The organism is Collinsella sp. LCP19S3_A7, assembly GCF_052121995.1.
Classification (GTDB): Bacteria; Actinomycetota; Coriobacteriia; order Coriobacteriales; family Coriobacteriaceae; genus Collinsella.
The window spans coordinates 21,690-42,937 of record NZ_JBQKDE010000005.1; the positions used below are offsets into that span (position 1 = coordinate 21,690).

Genomic DNA, 21,248 nt, shown 5'->3' on the forward strand with positions numbered 1-21,248 from the left:
GGCGAGGAGGGCTGCACGCGCTCCACAGGCCCAGCTACCCGTCTTGCACATGATCGAGCGCCGCAAAGGCCGCATGCCGGATGCTCCCGGGCACGCCCCGGTGATGGGAAGCGCCCGCAACGGAAATCCGCATGCGGGTTTATTGTACCCCGCCGTCAAGTGTAATTTCGACAAATATAGGCGGGCGGTAAAGGTTTACCCCGAGCGACCATCAAGGACAAAAATAATCCTTCCGTCACCGAGGGACCAAATGGCAGTTGCGGTGAAATAGGGACTGTTTTTGCCGGCCGTAGCCTTAAACAGTCCCTATTTCACCGCAACTTATTTAGGAGATGAGTCAGAGGGCGCCGAGGAGGATGGCGTAGGCTGTGGATTCTCCGAGCCTGAGCTCGTCACCGGGGTTGAGCTGAGCGGAGCGGCCGGGCTCGACCTGGGTGCAGACGTTCGTCGCGCCGTTTACCACCACAGTTCCGTTGGTGGACGACAGGTCCTCGACGTACCAGACATTTTGGTCATCGCACCACACGTGGGCATGGCGAGCCGAAACGTCATCGCCCACATCGGTGATATCGCCCTCCCCCGTCGCCAGCGCGCCGATCTCGACGCCCTCCTCACTCGGCTGAATCCAGCGCGGGGCGCTCACCACGTAGCCGTTTTGCACGCGCAGCAGTCCCAACGGGTGCGCAGGCGCCGCCTCGCGCTCGCCCGTGACCGTCGAGGTGCTCAGCGAGCGCGGCGTCGACGTGGCGCCGCCACAGGTCGCATGAGCGTAGTCGAGGGCATAGGTCACCGACGAGCGGACATCTGCCGAGCAGCCCACGGCGACAAACAGCACCAGGATGGCCTCGGCGCGCTCGGCGGGCATGAGCTCAGCCGCCTGCGACAGGCGCTCGAGCGCATTGCGATAGAGATTCGTGTCCTGATGGCATTCCTCGAGTGCCCGCACCATGGGCTCGCCAGCGGGGCCGCACACCATGTTGGTCACGGCCGCGGCGTCCATGGGATTGCGGCGGCGCAGGGCCAGCTGCGATATAATGCGCGCGGCCGAGGTGCCGTAATCGGCAAAATAACGTTCCTGCAGCGTGCCGACCGGCGCGCGCACGATAAAGCGCGAAACCCAAGAGCGGTCGGCAGCACGGCTCTGCGGACTACGGCCGTCGACGAGCGGGCGGCTCGAGAGCACCAGGCCGCACAGTTCGATATGGCTCAGGTGCGCTGCGTGCTTAAAGATGTCAAACATTGCCCCGCACGGGGTGAGCTCAGCTTGAGAAGCCATGGCTTAGCCCTCCTTGGTCGCAGAGATAGTGTCGGATACTTCGGCCGGCCCGCCAAAGGCGCGAGCAGCCGCGGCTCCGCCGGCAAGCGGTGTCGCCATGGAAATTTTCGCACGTCGCGCTGACACGACGGGAAGCTCAAAGGCAAACCCCATCGCCAGCAAAAACCACGTGAGCGCATAGGTTGCAATTAGGGCGGCAACGAAGCCGCTCGCTACGGCGCGCTGGGAAAACACGGTGCATGCAACCGCGATCAGCACCGGAACCTCGCAGGCAGAAAGCACCAGTACGCCATGCAGGAACCCCGTGCGACGATCGTGTGCCATGGCGCCGGCAGCGATGCCCACCATGCCCGGCGGTGCCAACGCCAGTGCGGCGATAATGGCCGGCAGCTTCCCGGACCACATAAGCGGTCCCACGACGAGCGTCACATGGGCACCCGACGCCAACAGCGCAGCTGATACCACGACCACAGCCCAAATCACGCCGCATACCGCCGTCGCACCAACCATCACCGCACGCCGGGCTGTATGCCCCGATACCTCCATCGGGCACGGCAAGAGCGGCTCGGCGCGAAGCGAGCGGGCGACATTTTGCGCATAGTGGTCGCAAAATGCCGAGAGCGCCGCCTCCACCGCAGCCGGCTCGGGACGATCTTCCTGATGGCAGGACAGGCAGGCCATGACCACGTCGAACAACTGGGCATCGACAAACGCCAGCGCATCGCGCAGATCCTCGGAATTTGGATCGAGCCCCAGCTGCTGAGCCTGTTCGGCCGCGGCAAGTGCCACATCGGGCTCGCGTCGCAGCAGTTGCGTCAAGTCGCAGCCGGGCGCGTGGGCGCCAACGGGATAATCGGGCAGCGTATCCATCTTGAGGCGATAAGGGCTGGCGATATCGCACGTCTTTTTGCGCGAGCCCGAAGTACCCGACGCACCCGGCGCTACTTCGTACGGCGCGACACCGGCGATGAGCTCGTAGACCGTACTCGCCGCTGCATAGACATCGATTGCCGGCGACATGCGAAGCATGCGCAGGTCGGGGATATCGTCGGTGAGCATCTCGGGCGGGGCGTAGGCCACCGTCGCGCGGCGCAACGTGGCATAGCGCTCGGTAAACGACGCCTTGCCGCCGGTGCCGGCCACCGCAGAGGCGGGCTCGAGCGCCAGCGAAGAGCCAAAGTCGATCAAGCACAGGTCGAAGGTGCCTTCGGCAAGCTGTCGGTCGAGCGGCAGGCGCGCCGTGCGCACCATAATATTAGCGGGCGAGATATCGCGATGGACGAACCCCTCGCCTACCAAGCTCATGCGGCAGAGCAGATCGAACAGGTCGCGACCCAGGCGCGCCGCCACGAGCGGCGACAGACGCCCGGCCTCGTCCACGGCAAGGCGCGAGCGCAGGCGAGCGAGCGTCTCGCCCTCGACCCACTCCATGACAATCGCGGGCACGCCGTCAACCTCGCCCCATCCATACAGGCGGGGAAAGCCTCTAAGGCCCGAAAGGGCGCGATGGCATTCGTATTCCTCGCGAAACGCCGCCTTGAACTTGGTGACCAGCGCCTCGTGGGCGACATCGTCATCAAATTCGTCGCGCGTTGGCAAGATGAGCTGCTTGAGTGCCACGGCCTCGCCCTGCGCGTTGACGGCACGCGTCACACGGCCGATACCGCCGCGGCGCATGGTGGCGTCATCGGCAAACAGCATCGTAAAACGGCGCAGGTAGGCGGGAAGCTCGTCCGGGCCCAGCGCAATGGCGGGCTCAAACCCTCCAACGCGCGCCAGGCGCAGGCCCACCATAGGGTCGCGATTTAGCGCGCACGATGTGCCAAAAGCAAGGCTATTCGTCATAGGGCGATCGCCGCCACTTTGGTATTGAAGTTGTTGAGCGCGACGTCGTCATCGCCGTAATGCCCCACCCATTGGCACAGATTGGTGTAGCAGCCCCATAGGTTGGCGTATTGCTGATACCACTTTGACTTGGGAGAAAACGTTTGCCGGCCAAACTCGGCACGGATGACAAACATATCGCTGGCCAGGCTGTCGCACGGTCCGGTATCGCCTGTTGCGTTATAGGTCGAAACCACGCTATTGGCGCGGGCGACATAGCCATCGAGCATGTTGTATTTGGTCACGAGCCAGCTGTGAATACTCTCCTCCTCGGCAGCCGAGAGACCACCCGAGTCCGTGTCGCCGCCGGCACCGCCGTCCGTCGAGCCATCACTCGAAGATCCACCGCCAGAGGCGGAGCCCGAACCGGAACCGCCGCCCGACGAATCGGAGCTGGAGCCAGACGAACCCGAACCGCCGGGCTTGCCTGTCTGTTGGGCATCCTGCCCCTTCTGCTGCTCGGCCTTATTGACGACAGAAGCCACACTGTTGTTGGAAAGCTTCGTAATGACCTTGTTGTTGGTAAGCACGATAGTCTTGCCGTTTGCCAGCGTGATCTCGTTGGACGCCCGCTCGCCCTCGTCCGCGGGATCGACGCCAAACACGGTGCGCCCGAACACGCTCGCCCACGCATATCCGGTTGTCGTTCCCAAGTCGCTTTTGGCCTTGCGCCCAATATGCAGCTCGCGCTCAGCATGCGCCTGTACCATGGACGGCACCGTCATACCATAAGCCGAAACACCGGCTATGACCAGCACGAGCGAGCAAGACAGCAGCACGTACGCCCGAGGCGCCAGGCCCAGCCGGCGTCGCATGCGCACCGCGGCGCCATGCTTTGTCTGAGTGCTAGCGGGCCGCATGCGTTCTCCTCCAACAAAAACACGCCGCTTAAATCGGGAGCATTCGTAAAACAGTTTCAGTCCCGGCAGTAATGTCTGCCGGGACTGTTCTTGTATAAATTGAAGCCGTATGTATATGATTAAACAGACCGATAAACTTGAATAGGTCGAATAGATAATAATTTATGGAGGTTGTAATGGTAAGAATAGCAACTGTAAATGATGCGGAGCAATTAAACATCTTAAACAACGAATTTAATGGTGAGGGCGATACAAGCATAGACAATATTAGAAATTCCCTTATGAATAATAAACAGGAAGTTGTTATCGTTGCTGATGAAGATGATATGTTAGTTGGATTTGTTTGTGTTCAGCTTAAAAAATCGTTCTGCTATGATGAATATATGCCTGAAATTACAGAAGTGTATGTTAAACCAGCATACAGAAAAAGAGGCTTAGCGAGTGAGATGATTACTTTTGCAGAGGCTTATTGCAGTAAGAATTATCCACTTGACAAATATGAACTTCTAACAGGACAAGAAAATCTTGTTGCACAAACTGTATATAATAAACTTGGATATGTAGATGATAATGAACTTCATTTATCAAAAAGAGTGAAGAAGTAAGTCAAATTAAGATTTGTCGAACTGATACTAAGGGCGCACTTCTATACGGGTTAAACCCGTATGTGCGCTCTGCGAGACCGAACAGCTCGGCCCCCTGAATATCTGGGGTGCGTCACTGCGTTCCGTACAAGGGGATCCATCCCTTGCGCCGCTATGCGGCTATCCTTACATGAAAAAAGGCGTGATCACTTTCGTCACGCCTTTTGCCTATTTAACTGTCTTACGAACACCCCGCTAAAGCGGCGCATTCTTTCATATCCACATTTGAGTGTATCAGCGAACCCAAAAGGTTGTGCAACGAATGGGCAAATACGAGGTGCGAGTGGACCCATCCACGCGATAAGCGGATGAAAAGCAGGTTTGTTGCGCAACAAATGCATGAACGCGTGCCCAATTATGAGCGCCCCGTGCGGCAGGCCGACGGGACATGCCGCGGAGCTGACGCCGCCTAGATCGCACGACGGGCCTCGATAGCACGGCCGAGCGTAAGCTCGTCAGCATACTCCAGGTCGCCTCCCACGGGCAGGCCGCTCGCCAGACGCGACACCTCGACGCCCAGAGGCTTGATGGTGCGGGCAAGGTAGCTCGCCGTGGTCTCGCCCTCAATGTTGGGGTTGGTGGCGATAATGACCTCGTGGATGTCCTCGTGGCCCAAGCGCGCCAGCAACTCGCGGATGTGCAGCTGCTCGGGGCCGATCTTGTCCATGGGGCTGATCACGCCGCCCAGCACGTGGTAGAGGCCGTGGTAGCTGCCCGTGCGCTCAATCGCCTGGACATCGCGCGGCTCACCCACCACGCAGATGCGGGTGGTGTCGCGCATCGAGTCTTGGCAGATGGAGCACTCGTCAGCGGTGGCGTAATTAAAGCAGCGGCTGCAAAAATGCACTTCCTGCTTAACCTCTAGAATGGCCTCGGCCAGGCGGCGCGCCTCCTCGGCGTCGGCCTCGAGCAGGTAGTAGGCGATGCGCTGGGCCGATTTGGGGCCAATGCCCGGCAGACGGCCCAGCTCATCGAGCAGTTTTTGCAGACTATGGTTGGCACTCATATATGTGCGCGTCTTAGAACGGCATGCCCGGGATGTTGAGGCCGCCGGCGATGGCGCCCATCTGCTTGTTGGCGAGCTCGTTGACGCCGCGGACGGCCTCGTTGACGGCAGCCATAATCATGTCCTGCAGCATATCGACGTCCTCGGGATCGAGCGCATCGGGGTCGATGGTAAGGTTGACGAGCTCCATCTCGCCGTTAACGGTCACCTTGACCATGCCGCCGCCGGCAGAGGCGTCGACGGTCTGGGACTTGAGGTTCTCCTGCGCGGCGGCAAGCTGCTCCTGCATCTTGCGGGCCTGCTTCATCATCTGCTGCATGTTCATACCGGCCATGATGGCTCCTTTACGTGTGGTCGCGCGACAAGCTGCAAGGGCAGCCGGGCACGGCGGGACTTTCAAACTCAAAAATCGTACCACGGCGCGGGGCAAACGAGCGGGGCGGTCGCGCTAACTCAGTCGATGTACATGTCCTCTAGCGTGACGCGCCGCCCAAGACTATGCAAGGTCGAATTATGCAAGGTCTCACAACTCGGCGTATACACCCGCCCGCATAGTTACTCCACCGGCTTGAAGATGGTGGACTGGCCAAAGACACTACGTATGAGGGCTTTGGCCTCGTCCTCGGTCTGCGGGATGCCCGGGGCTGCGCCCTGGTGACCGAAAGGACTGCCAGCACCGGGGCTGGACTCCCAAGGGGCAGCGAGGGCGTCGTCACTTGCAGGAGCGGACGTCGCAGCCGCGGGAGCTGCGGCCGAAGCGGCAGGGCTGGGCGCAGGCGCCGCGGCAGGCACGTCGAACGGAGGAAGATCTTCCCCGCTCGCATCGCCGGCGAAGCCGCCGACCATGGCGTCGTCGTAGGGTACCTGCTCGGATTCCCATGGCGCAGCCTGCACAGACGGCTGAATCTTGGGAGCAGACGCGCACTCGGGCGCTCGGGGCGCGGGCTCGGTCGGGAGCTTGCCCGTGGCAGGAGCACCGGCAGGGTTGTCGGAGCGCAGCCAAGGGGCCTTGGCCAGGTCGGATGACTTGGGTGCAGGCGCGGCAGCGGGCTTGGACGCGGGGATCGGAGCAGCCGGTTTGGGCACGGCGGGTTCAGTCACCGACGGGATCGGTGCCGCTACCGGTGCCGCTTTTGGCTGCGTCGCGCTGGCGCTCAAGGATGCAGGGGCCGCCGAGGACACGGGTTGCGGGTCCGCAGATGCCGCAGCCCGTGCAGATGGAGAAAGCTCCTCATGTTGAGGAGCCGGCCTGACACCCCCATCCAGGACATAGTCGACGGTGCGACGACCGAAGACCGCACTGACTGTCGGCAAAAACACCGCCTGTGTATCAGCACGCCCGAGCATCTTGATAGCAAATGCCGTAGGGAACGAGACCGTGAGCTTAGAACCATCGTCTGCCGTAGCGCGAGCGTTCAACAGGAGAGCCGCATAAGAAGGTTGTTGGGCCTTGACGCGCTCGACGACCTCGACCCATTTGCGCTGGAGCTCGCCGGCATCCTCGACCGCAGGGGTCTCGGCGGCGCCGGCGGCAGCAACCTGAGCGGCAGTGTTGGGCTGGGGCTTAGGCGCCGGCGCAGCGGCAGGTACGGGAGCCGAAGCGGCGGTGGGCTGGGGCATCGGAGCCGGGGCAGGCTGAGGCGCAGGCGCAGCGGGCTTGGGGGCCGGAGCGGGCTGGGCCGCCGGAGTGGCGGCGCCGCGATCCCAAGGCATGCCGCCCTGGCGCGCGGGCGTAGCAGTGGGAGCGGCGGATGCCACAGGGGCAGCAGCTCGGGCACCCGAAATCAGCGTCGGTTGTTGTGTCGCCACAGGTGCAGCCGCGACAGCCGCAGGCGCAGCACCAGCAGCAGCCACGCTCGCCGGCACCGCGGCGTTGGCGACCATGGCCTCCAAGCGTGCCACGCGCTCGGCCAGGGCCTCAATGGTCAGATCGGCCTCGGGACGTGCCAGGCGCGTGCAGGCGATCTCGAGCACCAGGCGCACGTCGCTCGCACCCCTCATCTCCAACGCGGCATCGTCGAGCACTGTCAGCACGCGGGCCAGACGGTCGGCCGGATGCCCGCCAAAGGCAGCAGCCTCGGCAGCAAGCGCCTCAGCCTGCTCGGCCCCGCCCTCAAACAGCTCGGCACGGGTACCGGCAACGCAGGCCACATACACGTCGCGCACGTGCGCCACCAGGTCGCGCGTCAGCTCAAGCAGGTCATTGCCCTCCTCGACCTGTGCGCGAATGAGCCCATAGAGTTCAGCAATATCACGCTCGGCGATGGCGCGGGCAAACTCGCCCAGGATCTGGTCCGAAACCTCGCCCAAAAGCGAGCGGGCATCGTCCGCATGCACGGCGCCGTTGCCAAAAACGCTCAGCTGCTCCAGCGTGGAAAGCGCGTCGCGCATGCCGCCCTTGGCATGGCGCGCCACGATGGCCAGCGCCTCGTCGTCGTAATCGAAGCCCTCCTGCTCGCACACGTAGGACAGGCGATGCTCGATATCCTCGTTGCCGATGCGGTGGAAATCGAAGCGCTGGCAGCGCGAGAGGATGGTCTCCAGAATCTTTTGCGGATCGGTGGTGCACAACACAAAGATCACGTGCGCCGGCGGCTCCTCGAGCGTCTTGAGCAGCGCGTTAAACGCCGCCGTCGTGAGCATATGGACCTCGTCGATAATATAGATCTTGTACTTGCCACGCACCGGGGCAAAGTTAACGGAGTTGATGATCTCCTCGCGCACATTGTCCACGCCCGTACGGCTTGCGGCATCGAGCTCGTAGACATCGGGGTGGTTGCCCTCGGCGATGAGCTCGCACTCTTCGCAAGTGCCGTCGGGCATGCAGCCGCTTGCGCCCTCGGCGCGCGCCGCCTCGGCATTGCGGCACAGCAGCGCCTTGGCCAGAATGCGCGCCATGGTGGTCTTGCCCGTGCCGCGCGGTCCGCAGAACAGGTACGCGTGGGACAGGCGTCCCTCGGTGATGGCGTGCTCGAGCGTCGAGACGATATGCTGCTGGCCCACCACGGAGTCGAAGGTGAGCGGGCGATACTTTCGGTACAACGATTCCATGGGTGCTCCCCCGGGTATACTGAGTCTTGTTGCCGCGACGGCCATGCGGTCGCACGGCATACTGCACTCATAATAACCCGTACGGCGAGCCCGCCGCGATAGGAGTCCAAAGAGCATGGCAGACGCAGAGAGCAACCTCGTTCCCTCCGAAGCAGCCGACCAGGTCGAGGTCGCGCTCGAGAAACAGGCAGCAGCCGACGACGGCATCCTGTACCTCAACGAGTATCAGTACGAAAACGACCTCGTCACCGACTTCGCCCGCTTGGTCGCCTCGCCCAGGCGTCGCGGCTCGCTGTATGTCGCCGCGGCAATTGCCGCGCTGCTCGGCATCGGCATGTTGGTGGCCGGCGGCAACTGGATCAAGTTTGGCGTCGTCCTGATCGTGTTCGGCGCCTTTTTGGCCTGGTGGAGCAAAAACCTGCACCACACGCTCGCCCGCGACTTTATCGACGCCGTCGAGGCCGACAAGTCCATGGGTGGCCGCTATCGCCGCGTCGCCGCCAACGAGGACGGCTTGATGGTTTGGGGCAAGAGCGGCAAGTCGCAGTTCTTCCCGTTTGAGAAGCTCGACCACGTACTCGACGGCGAGCGCATCTTTGTTGCCATGTTCGCAGACCAGGGCGTGACGATCCCCAAGGACACCTTTGTTCGCGGCGACGCCGAGCAGTTTGGCTCCTTCCTTAAGGCGCGCATCAACAAAAAGCTCCGCATCGAGACCAAGAAGAAGAAAATGAAGGCCGAGAAGGCTGCAGCCGAGGCCAAGCAGGGAGACAAGGCAGACAAGCCCCAGGACAACAAGGGCAAGCAGTGCAAGCAGAAGAAGGGCAAGAAGAAGCGCTAAGGCCAAGTCAGACAGGCAGCCTCGCATCCCGCTATCCTCCCCATGCACCAGAGCGTGCTACACTAGCAGCATCTATGCCACCGCGAATGGCTCGGCACCGCGCCCGCCGCTCGCAAACGAACTTTAAACGCACGAGGGTTGGCCATGCCGCTTTTCTCGCAACATACCGCCCGGTTCTCGCCGGACGTCCCTTTGGAGGGCACCAGCTCTCGCGAGCTGCTCAAGCGGTACCAGCCGCTCGAGACGCTTGCGACCGGCGGTTTTGGCTCCATCGAGATTTGCCGCGACACGCACCTGCGCCGTCGCGTGGCCATTAAGCGCATCCCTCTTATCAACGGCTCCGGCATGCCCGCCAGCGACATCATGGATGTACTGCGCGAGGCACATACCGCCGCCATGCTTCAACATCCCAATATCGTGCAGGTTATCGACTTTACGCATGACACCGCCTATGCCTACCTGGTCATGGAGTATGTCGACGGCATGTCGCTGGCCGAGTTTTTGCATCGCGTGGACGGCCACTCGCTCACCTTTGACGAGGCAGCGACCATTGCCGACGCGTTGGGTCAGGCGCTCACCTTTGCCCATGCAAACGGCGTGCTTCATCTGGACATAAAGCCCGCCAATGTGCTCATTGACCACTCGGGCAATGTAAAGCTCACCGACTTTGGCATGGCGCGGCTGTCATCTGCCGGCGGCTTTGGCGGATCGCGCGGCGGCACCATCGGCTACATGCCGCCCGAACAGCTCGATATCGAGACCGGCACGGTCGACGAGCGCGCCGATGTCTTTGCCCTTGCCTGCGTGATCTACGAGGGCCTGTGCGGCAGCGCCCCCTTTATGGCGGCAACGCCTGCCGACTCGCTCGACCGCATCATCGGCGGCGCCACCTATCCCAGCGAGCTGATCCCGCACTTTCCCCCGGGAGCCGAGGCAGCGCTCATGAGCGCCCTCTCCCCTATGCCGCAAGACCGCCCCGATAGCATCGAGGCATTCTGCGACCAACTCCTTGCCGGCTTGGGGAGCGTGCGCGAAGGCCGTCGCAGCTTGGAGCAGATGGTAAGCGAGCTTTCGGACGACGAGCACGCGGCAGACGATATGGAGTCGCTGCCTTACGAGGATAACGCCATCGAAGTCGACCCCGCGCTCGGTTGGGCGGGCACGCGCTGGAGCTGCGCGCGCGATTACACCATGCGCGGTATCTCGGCGCTAACGTGTGCAACCTTCAGCTTTTTGCTTATGCAGACAGCGGGCGTCGCGGCGCTTCCCGGGCTGGTCGCCGCGGCCATCGCTATTGGCGCGGCGGCAGGCTTGGCGCCGCAGATCGGCTCGGCTATCTCGGCCGTGGGCTTTTTGGTGCTCATGGCCAACGCCACCATGCAGGCGCAGGGCATCCTGTCGATGCTGCCGGTCGCGGTCATTTTTGCCGCCGCCATGTCTGGATGGTGGATTGCCTGGGGACGCACCGAAGCGGCCGCGAGCGCGGCACTCACCTGCGCGCTTGCGCTAGGTTGTCTAACCGGCGACGCCATCCTTGCCGCCGGGGCCGCCGCGGGCTTCGCGGCGTTTTGGCTCGGCCCGGCAAGCGCCGCTGCCGCCACGGGTATAGGCGCGCTTTTTGCCCGCCTGGCCGCAGCTGCCCTCCCTACGGGAGGCGTGCTGGGGCTTGGCAATGTCGCCGCAGCGCTGGGCGACGCGTTCCTCTGGGCCGCCTTCGCACTGATCGCAGCAGCAGCCGCGGCAACGTCGCTGCTGCTCAATGCCCATGCCAAGCGCGCCGAGCAGGGGTCAAACCTCGCCGCCATCGTCGCAATTGCCGTCGCCGGTATCGGCTCGGCCGTATCGTTTTGTCTTGCACACCATATGGAAATTGCCAGCCTTGCGGGCACGGTCGTCGCCAAGGCGGCGGTTGCGGGAATCCTATCCTCTATAATCGTTGGGATATGCCTGTATTTGCTCGGATACCAAAGAACCTATACGGAGAGTGATCTTTCGTGAACTTCCTGAACATCTTCGAGGACCACGTGGCCGGCATCTTCGGTGCCACCCGTGCCCCGTTCTCCTTTAAGAAGCTTGCCAAGCAGGCTGCTCGCGACATGGAGGATCAAACTCTGGTGATCAACGGCGTCAACACCGCGCCGGCGCTCTATACCATCCTGATCGCCACCGATGACGATCCCATGCTTGCCCCGTTCTATCCCGAGCTTTCGCGCGAGGTGCGCGAGTTTGTGAAGGCGCAGGCCGAAAAACGCCGCTACGTCTTTGTCGGCGAGCCCCTTGTTCGCTTTATGATCGACCCTCAGCTGCGCGCCGGCAAGTTCTCGGTCTTTGCCGAGAACGTCGACGCTCCCACGCTCGGCCGTCTGTACGAGGAAGAGCGCGCCTATCAAAATGGCCTGGGACAGAACAGCTCGGCCACAAGCCGTGCCGCAAGCGCCCCCCGCGCCGGTCAGCAGCAGTTTGCATCGCCGCAGCAACACCCGGCCGCCATGCCCCAGCAGCAGCCGACACCCCGCGCTGCCACTCCCGACCCGCTCGCTGTGGCCGACCCCTTTGCACCCAATGTCCCCGATCCCGCAGCCCCCATCCCTGTGCCGCAAACCGTCTCGCGCGACGCACTTGCCGGTATGGGCGGAGCGGCTGCCACTGGCGCCGCCGTGGGCCTTGGCGCTGCGACCAGCATCGCCTCCAACATGGCAAGCCCCCGCGCCCCGCAGCGTCCGCTCGCCCAACTCGTCGACGTCGTGAGCGGCGAGAGCCACAACATCACCTCCGCGCAGGTGACCATCGGTCGTGAGCGCTCGGTATCCGACATCGCCCTGCGCGACCCCAACGTGTCGCGCCGTCATGCCCAGCTCACCTTTACCGGCTCTGACTGGTCGATCGAGGACCTCAACTCCACCAACGGCACGCTCGTCAACAACCGCCGCATCACGCGCTGCCCGCTGCGCAACGGCGATCTGCTAACGTTTGGCCTGAGCACCTTTGAATTTAGGGGTTAATCGCTTATGAACATCGATATCGTCCTTTTTGCAGGCCGCATCGTACTGGTCGTCCTGCTTTATATCTTCTTGTTCGCCGTCATGAAGACCGGCGTGGGGCTCGTGCGCGGCCAGCGCCGCGACTCTGCCATCTGGACGATCGATGTGGACAAGGGCCCGCGCGGCATCCGCGGTATTCACGTGGATATGCTTGGCCCCGTCATCGTCGGTCGTTCGCCGTCATCTGACATCTGCATCAACGAGCCGTTTGTCTCTGCCTCGCATGCGCGTTTTTCGCTGCAGGGCCCGGCACTTATTATCGAGGACCTCAACTCGCTCAACGGCACCCTTGTTAACGGCCGCCAGCTGGTGGAGCCCGCAACGCTGCGCGAGGGCGACGAAGTCCAGATTGGCGACGTGGTCATGAAGGTGAACCGTCGATGATCGACGAGGAGAACAAGTCCGCAACCATGTCCGAGGCACTGGCTGCCCCCGCCGCCGTGCCGGCTCATGCCGCCCCGGCGGGCCCTGCGCCCGTGGAGCCCGAGGACACCGTGTTCTCCCTGCCTCTTTCGCATGTAACGCAAGACCATCCAATGCCCATCGATGGCCAGGATGAAGATAATTCCACCGATGCCCCCATCGGCGCGCACGCCGTTGCCGATCAACCTTCGGCACCGGAAACTACACCTGCGCCGGCCCACTTTGCCGAGTCTGTCGCCGCGGCAATCGATGAGAGCGCCGCGGTGTTTTTGGCCCCCGAGCCCACGGCACCGGTGTTTCCCGTAGTTCCAGCACCCACCGCAGCGCCCGAGCCCGCAGCCGTCGCCCCGCAAGACGAAGAGCCTGCCGACAACACAACCGAAGTGCCCGCCACGTCTAAAGTCGACGACCCGAGCAACGAGGCCAACGCCGTCTCGCCCGGCGACACGGCCGAGATTGATGTCGCCGCCGTGGAGGCCAAGCTCAAGGACCCTGGTTCGACCATGAGTTTTGAGCCGCTGGCCGACGAGCGCATCGAGACCGATTCGACCTACGATGCCGGCACCACCACGCAACTCATGTGGGGCGCCCGCTCCGATGTTGGCTGCGTGCGTCCGCACAACGAGGACTCCTACCTGGTACAGTCGCCGCTATTTTGCGTGTGCGACGGCATGGGTGGTCACGCCGCCGGCGAGGTAGCCTCATCCATCGCGGTCGAGACCATCGCCAAGACGGCGCCACAGGCTGCCGACGCCGCGCGCCTAGCCGCAGCCGTCGAAGCTGCCAACGCCGCCGTCATCGAGGCCGCACTCAACGGCCTGGGCAAGCCCGGTATGGGCTGCACGGCGACCTGCGCCTATATCGAAAACGACATGCTCGCCATCGCCCACGTGGGCGACTCGCGCGCCTACCTGCTCCACGAGGGCACGCTCATCCGCGTGACCCGCGACCACTCCTATGTGGAGGAGCTCGTGGACGCTGGCGAAATTACGGCCGACGAGGCGCGCGTCCATCCCAACCGCTCGGTTATCACACGTGCGCTGGGTTCGGACCCCGCCATGTATGCCGACCACTTTACCCTGCACATCGAAGAGGGCGACCGCCTGATCCTGTGCTCGGACGGCCTTTCGAGCATGATTCCCGATAGCGAAATCGAAAACATCGCCACGCAATCGTCTACGGCGCAGATTTGCGTCGACAACCTGGTGGACGCCGCGCTCGCTGCCGGCGGCCACGACAACGTGACGGTAGTCGTTGTGGACCTGGTCGACGACGGCGTCATGCGCGAGGCGAAGCGTGTTCGCCGCCGCAACGTCACCATTGCCGCCATCCTGGGCATCGCTTTTGTGCTGGCGGCAGCCATCTGGGCCTACGCGGGCGTCACCGGCTCGTATTACCTGGGCACCTACAAGGACACCGTCGCGGTCTACCGGGGCATTCCCGGCAAGCCGCTCGGCCTTAAGCTGCACTGGCTCGAGAGCACGACCGCCATCAAGCTATCCGACCTACCCGAAGACACGCAGAATCGTCTGAAAGCAGGCATTCCGCAAACGAGTGTCGACGACGCGCAGGACACTATCTCCAAGTACCGTCATCAGATCGATGAGGAACAGACCCGCCAGGTGATCGACGCGCAAACGATTCGCGACAACACCGACCAGGAATCGACTTCCAAATCGAATTCCGAAAAAACCGCCGAACAGTCCGCCGAGGCCGAAGCCTCCGATAAGAATTAGAAAGGGAGTGCCGCTTATGAGTCGCCGCAACACCGAAATGCTCTTGCTCATCGCCTCGGCGTTCCCCGTCATCCTGCTGTATGCGATGTACGTGCTCACCGCAGGCGCTTCCATCTCGTTTGAAACGCTCGCCGTGCCGATCGGTCTTTTTGCCGCCTTCGCCGCGGCGCATATCGCCGTGCGCATCCTGGCGCCCGGTGCCGATCCGGCCATCCTTCCCATCGTCTTTGTGCTTTCGGGCATCGGCATCACGTTCGTAACGCGTCTGGCACCCGCCCTCGCCATCTCGCAGCTCGTCATTCTGTTTGTCTCGGTGGCACTGATGGTGGGCACGCTCGCGATGATCAAGAATCTCGATGTGGTCATGCGCTACAAGTACACCTTTGGCATCATCGGCATCATCTTGCTGATGCTGCCCATCTTTATCGGCACCACCATTTCGGGCTCCAAGCTGTGGATTCGCATCGCCGGCTTCACCATCCAGCCCGGCGAGTTCGCCAAGATTTTTATCGTATTGTTCTTGGCCGGATACCTAGCCGAGAACCGCGAGCTACTCTCCATCTCCAATCGTAAGATCTTGGGCCTCAAGGTCCCGCGCCTGCGCCTGCTGTTACCGCTGTTCGCTGTGTGGGGTGTATGCCTTCTGGTCGTTGTCTTCGAGCGCGACTTGGGCTCCGCCGTGCTGTTCTACACCATCTTCTTGCTGATGCTCTACGTCGCCACGGGACGTTTCTCGTATGTCGTCATCGGCCTTGCGCTTTTGGCAGTGGGTGCCGTGGGCGCCTACAAGTTCCTGTCGCATGTCCAGGTACGTTTCCAGATCTGGGCCGACCCCTTTAAGGATGCCCAGGGCCAGGGCTACCAGATTGTGCAATCCCTTTTCTCGTTGGCTGACGGCGGTCTTATCGGCGTTGGCATCGGTAATGGCATGGCCAATAACATCCCCGTCGTCGAGTCCGACTTCATTTTCTCGGCCATCGGCGAGGAAATGGGCCTTTTGGGCGGCGGCGCCGTACTCGTCCTGTTTATGCTCTTTGCCGTGCGAGGCCTGACCACGGCCGCCCGCGCTAAGTCCGACCTTGCCGCATTTAGCGCCACGGGCCTCACGGCCGCCATTAGCTTCCAGGCCTTCTTGATCGTTGGCGGCGTTACCCGCCTGATTCCGCTGACCGGCGTCACCCTGCCCTTTATGAGCCAGGGCGGCTCCTCGCTGCTGGCGAGCTTTATCATTGTCGCGCTTTTGCTGCGCGCCGGCGATGAGGCCACCGGTCGCGAAGCCGAGCTCACCGGTACCGGCACCATGGCCGCCATCACTGACGACCAGGTCGCTTCTGCCGCGGCGCATGCCGGCACGCGCTTCGCTTCTTCGTCTTCCTACGGCCGTGGCAGCCACTCCACCGGCTCGCGCATGCGTCGTCGCCTGCTCGATACGCCCGAATCTGGCGTGCTCGGCCGCGTGGCGCTCGCTAACCGCCTAACCCGCGCGGTGTTTGCCTTTACGGCCCTGTTCGCCATCCTCATCGGCAACCTCACCTATGTCCAGGTCATCAAGGCCAAGGATTACCAGGATATGCCGACCAACAATCACACCATCGCCCGTTCCAAGTACATCCAGCGCGGCTCCATCATCACGTCCGACGGCGTGACGCTGGCCGAATCGCTGCAACAGGAGGACGGCACCTACGTACGCTCCTACCCTAACGGCAACCTGGCCGCCCATGTGGTTGGCTATGTGAGCCAGCAGTACGGTACCGCCGGCATCGAGAGCGTGATGAACGACACGCTCACCGGTTCCAAGGATTACTCCAGCTGGAACAACGCCATCGCGTCGCTCGCGGGCCAAAACCAGCCGGGCAACACCGCCAAGCTCACCATCGACTCCCGCATCCAGACGGCTGCCGAACAGGCTCTCAAGGGCTTTAAGGGCGCCGTTGTGGTCATGGACCCGCGCACTGGCGCGGTGCTCGCATGCGCCAGCTCGCCCACCTACGACAACACCAACATCGACGCCCTGCTGCAATCGGGCGGCGGTGAGGACAGTTCTATGTACGACCGCGCCATGGACGCCCTCTATACTCCGGGCTCCACGTTTAAGGTCGTCACGCTTTCGGCGGCACTCGAGTCCGGTGCAGCGACGCTCGACACCACCTATAGCGCTCCGGCCGAGATGGAGATCGGCGGCGCTGCCGTCACCAATGCCGACGACATCGGCTACGGCACCATCTCGCTCCGCCGCGCGTTTGCCGTGTCGTCCAACGTCGCCTACGGCCAGCTGGCCCGCGACCTCGGCGCCGAGACGCTCGTCAACCAGGCGAACGCCTTTGGGTTTGGCCAGTCGCTCGGCCAAGACTTCTCCACCACGCCCTCCATCATGCCCGACCCGTCGGTGATGACGGAATGGGAGCTCGCCTGGGCCGGCGCCGGCCAGCCCGTCGGCATGGACCACACGCCGGGTCCGCAGACCACCGTCATGCAGAACGCCGTTATCGCGGCGGCCATCGCCAACAGCGGCGTCGTCATGGACCCGTTCTTCGTTGCCCAGGTGCTCGCCCCAGACGGAACCGTGGTCAAGACCACGCAGTCCCGCTCACTGGGCCAGGCCGTCAGCGCCACCACGGCCGAACAGGTCAAACAGGCCATGCTCGACGTCGTTCAATCCGGCACCGGCACCGATGCCCAGATTCCGGGCGTCAAGGTTGCCGGCAAGACCGGCTCTGCCGAGATCGTCGGCACCAAGGTCAACTCGATGTTCGTCGGTTTTGCGCCTTACGATTCACCCACGGTCGCCATCTCGGTAGCCTTGGAGGATTACGACAAGCACGACGTCGAGGCGGCAAAGATCGCCGGCATCGTCCTGACCGCGGCGCTTGCCGCCCAGGGAGCGTGATGCCCGTGATTGATGCGCAAGCATGGGGCGTGCCGCGGCCGATAACACTAGCGGCAATGCGCCACACGGCCCCAGCGGCCTCAAATTTGGTACTACACACATCGTTGAGCGAATAGTCATGTTAGGAGCAGGAATGGAACAGAGGGTCCTCGGGGGAAGATACCTCCTCAAGGATAAGGTAGGGACAGGCGGCATGGCGACCGTCTACCGTGCACAGGACCAGGTCCTCGACCGCACGGTAGCTATCAAAATCATGCTGCCGCAATATGCCGGCGACGCCACCTTTGCTGCACGCTTTAAGCAGGAGGCCCAGGCAGCCGCCGGCCTCTCCTCCCCCTATATCGTCGGCGTCTACGATTGGGGCAAGGACGGCGACACCTATTACATCGTCATGGAATACCTGCGCGGCACCGACCTTAAGAGCGGCATCAAGAGCCACGGCGCCCTTGATCCCAAAAAGGTCGCTCAGATCGGCTCGCAGATCAGCTCCGCACTTTCGGTCGCCCACAAGCACGAGATCATCCACCGCGATATTAAGCCGCAGAACATCATGGTGCTGCCCGACGGCAACATCAAGGTCATGGACTTTGGCATCGCGCGCGCCAAGAACAGCCACCTTACGCAGGACAACAACGTTTTGGGCACCGCCCACTACGTAAGCCCCGAGCAGACCCGCGGGCAGGATCTAGGCCCCACCTCGGACATTTACTCGCTGGGCGTCGTGATGTACGAGTGCGCCACCGGCCGCGTGCCTTTCGACGGCGACGATGCCATCTCGGTCGCACTCAAGCAGGTCAACGAGCTGCCCGTGCCGCCGAGCCAGATCAACTCCGGTGTCGATGCCGATCTTGAGCGCATTATCCTCAAGTGCATGGAAAAAGATCCGGCTAACCGTTTCCAGACGGCCGACGAGCTGCGTCAGGTGCTCAACAGCTACCTGTCTGGTCGCGCCGTCAACGTGCCGGAGCCTACGCGCGTTATCGGCGCCGTTGGCGACCTGGGTGCCACCAAGACCCGAGAGCTATCCGACCAGACGCGCGCCATGGTACGCCCCGTCTCGGGCGTGAGCGGACAAAATAACGCTCGCAGCTCCGTCTCGGGTTCAACCGGCTCTTACGCCACCGAGCAGCCCAAATCCAACAAGAACAAGATCATCGCCGCCGTAGTTGCTGCGGTAGCCGTAATCGGCGTCATCGTGGCCTTTGCCACCGGACTCTTTGGCGGCGAGCAGGTCCCGGTTCCCGATGTGTTGGGTAAGGACCAGGAGACCGCCGTCGAACTGATTAAGGATGCCGGCCTTGACGTCGGAACCATTGACCAGAGCTACAACGACGACGTCGACGAGGGAAAGGTTGTCGAGCAGACTCCTAACGGTCACACCAAGAAGCCCAAGGGCACCAAGGTGAATCTGGTAATCTCCAAGGGTCCCAAGCCCTCCGAGAAGGTTGATGTCCCGCAGCTCGTTGGTCTGACCAAGGACCAGGCAGAGGCGGCGCTGGCAAGCGTCGGCCTTAAGGGCAATGCCACCGAGGAAGCCAACGAGGCCGAAAAGGGCGAAGTCTTTGAACAGGGCACCGATGCGGGCAAGGAAGTCGAGAAGGGCACGACCATTTCGTACAAAGTCTCGAGTGGACCCGACACCACCTCCGTTCCCGATCTGACCGACATGACCGAGGCTCAGGCACGCAACGCCCTCGATATGGCCGGCTTCGGCGTCGATGTGACCTACCAGGAGAACGATTCCGTCACCGAGGGCACCGTCATTAGCTGGAACCCCAGCGGTAAGCAAAAGCCCGGCGCCACGATTACCGTCGTCATCGCCAAGAAGTCCGGCAAGGCAAACGTTCCGGGCAACCTGTACGGCAAGAGTATCTCCTCCGCCGTCACCGCGCTCAACAACGCCGGATTCTACAACATCGCATTCTGCGATCAGAACGGCAACCCCGTGAGTGGTAACGAAAACGCCACCGTGACGGGCGTCTCCCCCACTGGCAAGCAGTCCACCGACAGCACGATCACGCTGACGGTTTCGATTTCTGGCTCTGGCACCGATTCAGGCGACGATTCCGGCACGACCAACTAGTCATCGAGACATTGCCCACAGCAGCTGATGCCACAAACATATTCGCTCACAGGCGCCCGCTTGCTCCCCCAGCAAGCGGGCGCTTTCTTTATCCGAAGCAGTGAAAACTACGGTATGCCTTTAAACCAGAAGAGCCCGGTACCGCAGTGGTACCGGGCTCGATATTGCTCTGGTGCCCCCAGGCGGATTCGAAAACTCCCCCGCGGGGAAATCGGTGACGCGGGTGTCGACGGCCCGAATCCGGCGAGCGCGACATGGCCTGCAGGGGACTGACCGAGCACTCGGAGAGCGCCGGTTGAGCCGACGCCGAGAAGACGCGATCGACAGGGGGCGTCGCACGACGGCGCTCGGCGACCCGGCGCGAGAGGCCCCCGCCCGGCGACCACGGAGGAGCGATGGCGACTACTGGAAGCCATCGAGCGAAGCCGCTCGGCGAACGGGGCCGGTGTGAGCGGAGGCGGACGAAACGCGGCCCCGGGGAGCGTTGCCAGGGAGCCGCAGCGAGAGCGGCGCCATGCGTCGCGGGCCCCGCCCATAAGCGGGACCCATCAGCCGCGAGGCCAATTGTTATGGCGGTCCTACGATGGAAGCCGGTCTAGAAGTCTATCGTCCCCGCAACGTCCTCGACGTTCTTTCGATAGGCTGACCGAGCAGCCTCTTCGCGAGCTTGGCGTTTCCGTTCCCTCTCAAGATATTCGGCCTCAAGTTTGTTAGCTTCTTCCACGCACAAGACGAGGGTGTCACGGTGATAGTCCCTAACTTCTTCGACGGTGGTCCCATTAAGGATTATTTCGTCGCCGACGACCGATGCGATATGGGGCCTATGCATGGTGGTAAATCTTGGCGGCAAGTCCCAGGACTTCAAGAAGAGCTCGCGCCACAGAGAGCTGGGGCGTCTCGACAATCGGAATGGCACTTCGTACAGGGCACTCCCCCTCGTTCCATCGTTCCTCGGTTCTCCCACCTCATCGACCACAATACCGACAATTCTGATGGGCTCAGAGCCCTCGCCCTCTTCTTCGCGTTTTTTCGAAGATGTCTGAGCGATGCGGCGCTTGGGCGCAACCGACGGCTTCTTCTTGACCCCATAAAGGGTCGCAAGCAAATCGTTATAGCCACGAGACTCGACTCCATCGCCCAAGTCGACCGCCAATTTCCCCTTGAGGAAGGTCGGGAGACATTCCTCGACGCCCCCTTCCTTTATTACCGGGATAAACTTCCTCTCATTATGCCCAGAGAACAGTTCTCCGCTGATGATATGGCCCTCGTATCCAACCCCACCGATTCTCGCATCGGCCTTCTGCTTATATGCTGGGGTGCAGACAATAAGAACATAGTCCGATGATCTGACCGACTGCTCCATGAACTGAGGCAACCTGTCACCCAGTTCGAGATCATATTGGTCCAGGACTGCATCGATCCCGTCCGACAGAAGGCGGTTGGCCAGCGCCTTTACCCATTCGAGGTGTTCTTCGCTTTCCCATGCGTAGGATATGAAAACCTTAGTCAACATGAC

15 protein-coding genes are annotated in these 21,248 nt (G+C 62.3%); 8 read left to right on the plus strand and 7 right to left on the minus strand.

The window, feature by feature from the left end:
• Positions 1-337 precede the first annotated feature (337 nt).
• The 3 genes from ACTQV3_RS03560 to ACTQV3_RS03570 are packed head-to-tail and all read right to left on the minus strand — an operon-like array spanning position 338 to position 4,020.
• Positions 338-1,276, minus strand: a complete 939-nt coding sequence (locus tag ACTQV3_RS03560) for an FHA domain-containing protein (protein ID WP_441067369.1) — start codon at positions 1,274-1,276, stop codon at positions 338-340.
• Between the two features lie 3 nt (positions 1,277-1,279).
• Complete coding sequence (locus tag ACTQV3_RS03565) at positions 1,280-3,121, minus strand: serine/threonine protein kinase (protein ID WP_441067371.1); 1,842 nt, start codon at positions 3,119-3,121, stop codon at positions 1,280-1,282.
• Entirely contained in the window at positions 3,118-4,020 is a 903-nt protein-coding gene (locus tag ACTQV3_RS03570; protein WP_441067373.1) for a hypothetical protein, read from the minus strand. Before ACTQV3_RS03570 ends, ACTQV3_RS03565 begins: the two co-directional genes overlap by 4 nt.
• A 164-nt stretch (positions 4,021-4,184) precedes the next feature.
• Here ACTQV3_RS03570 and ACTQV3_RS03575 point away from each other — a divergent pair, with 164 nt between their 5' ends.
• Complete coding sequence (locus tag ACTQV3_RS03575; RefSeq protein ID WP_079268190.1) at positions 4,185-4,625, plus strand: GNAT family N-acetyltransferase; 441 nt, start codon at positions 4,185-4,187, stop codon at positions 4,623-4,625.
• A 448-nt stretch (positions 4,626-5,073) separates the two neighbouring features.
• Here ACTQV3_RS03575 and recR read toward each other — a convergent pair whose 3' ends face one another.
• The 3 genes from recR to dnaX all read right to left on the minus strand — a co-directional run bounded on the left by recR (position 5,074) and on the right by dnaX (position 8,721).
• Positions 5,074-5,670 (minus strand): recombination mediator RecR, encoded by a 597-nt coding sequence (gene recR / locus ACTQV3_RS03580; RefSeq protein ID WP_099432550.1) that lies wholly within the window; start codon positions 5,668-5,670, stop codon positions 5,074-5,076.
• A gap of 13 nt (positions 5,671-5,683) precedes the next feature.
• Positions 5,684-6,004 (minus strand): YbaB/EbfC family nucleoid-associated protein, encoded by a 321-nt coding sequence (locus ACTQV3_RS03585; RefSeq protein WP_427719331.1) that lies wholly within the window; start codon positions 6,002-6,004, stop codon positions 5,684-5,686.
• A 221-nt stretch (positions 6,005-6,225) separates the two neighbouring features.
• Complete coding sequence (gene dnaX / locus ACTQV3_RS03590) at positions 6,226-8,721, minus strand: DNA polymerase III subunit gamma/tau (protein ID WP_441067375.1); 2,496 nt, start codon at positions 8,719-8,721, stop codon at positions 6,226-6,228.
• A 115-nt stretch (positions 8,722-8,836) separates the two neighbouring features.
• Here dnaX and ACTQV3_RS03595 point away from each other — a divergent pair, with 115 nt between their 5' ends.
• The 7 genes from ACTQV3_RS03595 to pknB all read left to right on the plus strand — a co-directional run bounded on the left by ACTQV3_RS03595 (position 8,837) and on the right by pknB (position 19,732).
• The gene (locus ACTQV3_RS03595) at positions 8,837-9,562 is read left to right on the plus strand and encodes a hypothetical protein (protein ID WP_427719328.1); all 726 of its coding nucleotides are present in this window, start codon (positions 8,837-8,839) and stop codon (positions 9,560-9,562) included.
• A gap of 144 nt (positions 9,563-9,706) precedes the next feature.
• Positions 9,707-11,560 (plus strand): serine/threonine-protein kinase, encoded by a 1,854-nt coding sequence (locus ACTQV3_RS03600; RefSeq protein WP_427794091.1) that lies wholly within the window; start codon positions 9,707-9,709, stop codon positions 11,558-11,560.
• A complete protein-coding gene (locus tag ACTQV3_RS03605; RefSeq protein ID WP_427719325.1) occupies positions 11,557-12,564 on the plus strand; it encodes an FhaA domain-containing protein in 1,008 nt (335 codons plus the stop codon). The genes ACTQV3_RS03600 and ACTQV3_RS03605 overlap by 4 nt, the downstream gene beginning before the upstream one ends.
• Before the next feature lie 6 nt (positions 12,565-12,570).
• Positions 12,571-12,987 carry an FHA domain-containing protein gene (locus tag ACTQV3_RS03610; RefSeq protein WP_055250779.1) on the plus strand — a complete coding sequence of 139 codons (417 nt, stop codon included), beginning with the start codon at positions 12,571-12,573 and terminating at the stop codon, positions 12,985-12,987.
• Complete coding sequence (locus ACTQV3_RS03615) at positions 12,984-14,762, plus strand: Stp1/IreP family PP2C-type Ser/Thr phosphatase (RefSeq protein WP_441535751.1); 1,779 nt, start codon at positions 12,984-12,986, stop codon at positions 14,760-14,762. The genes ACTQV3_RS03610 and ACTQV3_RS03615 overlap by 4 nt, the downstream gene beginning before the upstream one ends.
• 16 nt (positions 14,763-14,778) lie before the next feature.
• Positions 14,779-17,649, plus strand: coding sequence for an FtsW/RodA/SpoVE family cell cycle protein (locus ACTQV3_RS03620; protein WP_441067379.1), 2,871 nt, complete (start codon positions 14,779-14,781; stop codon positions 17,647-17,649).
• Positions 17,650-17,782: 133 nt separating this feature from the next.
• Positions 17,783-19,732, plus strand: coding sequence for a Stk1 family PASTA domain-containing Ser/Thr kinase (gene pknB, locus ACTQV3_RS03625; protein ID WP_427795137.1), 1,950 nt, complete (start codon positions 17,783-17,785; stop codon positions 19,730-19,732).
• Between the two features lie 595 nt (positions 19,733-20,327).
• Here the strand turns inward: pknB and ACTQV3_RS03630 are convergent.
• Entirely contained in the window at positions 20,328-21,245 is a 918-nt protein-coding gene (locus ACTQV3_RS03630; RefSeq protein ID WP_441067381.1) for a toll/interleukin-1 receptor domain-containing protein, read from the minus strand.
• Positions 21,246-21,248: the final 3 nt, after the last annotated feature.